Origin of the sequence: Lentzea kristufekii, from assembly GCF_033949925.1 — a bacterium.
Classification (GTDB): Bacteria; Actinomycetota; Actinomycetes; order Mycobacteriales; family Pseudonocardiaceae; genus Lentzea; species Lentzea kristufekii.
The window spans coordinates 1-443 of record NZ_JAXAVV010000100.1; the positions used below are offsets into that span (position 1 = coordinate 1).

The 443-nt window shown below is 72.2% G+C and carries 1 protein-coding gene; it reads left to right on the forward strand.

Annotated elements, in window-relative coordinates; translation table 11 throughout:
* Positions 1-443: ANTAR domain-containing protein (locus SK571_RS46255; RefSeq protein ID WP_406602121.1), on the forward strand; the 443-nt coding region annotated here is incomplete at both ends.

Below are 443 nucleotides of genomic sequence, written 5' to 3' on the forward strand. Positions count from 1 at the left end.
AACCTCGAAGACGCCTCTGGCCGCTGGCCCGCGTTCACCCGGGCCGCACTCGGCGCCGGGTTCCGCGCGGTGCACGCCGTGCCGATGCGCCTGGCCGGAGACGCTGTCGGCGGTCTCAACGTGTTCTACGCGTCGGTCACCCCGTGGCAGGAGTGGCAGCAACGGCTCGGGCAGGTGCTCGCCGACCTGACGGTGCTGGGCCTGTCGCAGGACGACGATCCCGCGCGCACCCACCGGCTCGCCGAGCAGACCCTGACCACGCTCAACGACCGCGTGATGCTCGCGCACGCCACCGGCATGGTCGCCGGCACCCTCGACACCAGCACCGACGAGGCCCGCCGCCTGCTCTTCGGCTACGCCACTGCGCAGCGAAGCACGGTTCGTGACGTGGCCCATCGGCTCACCAGCGGAAACCTCGAAGCGGCGGCCCTGCAGGACACGGC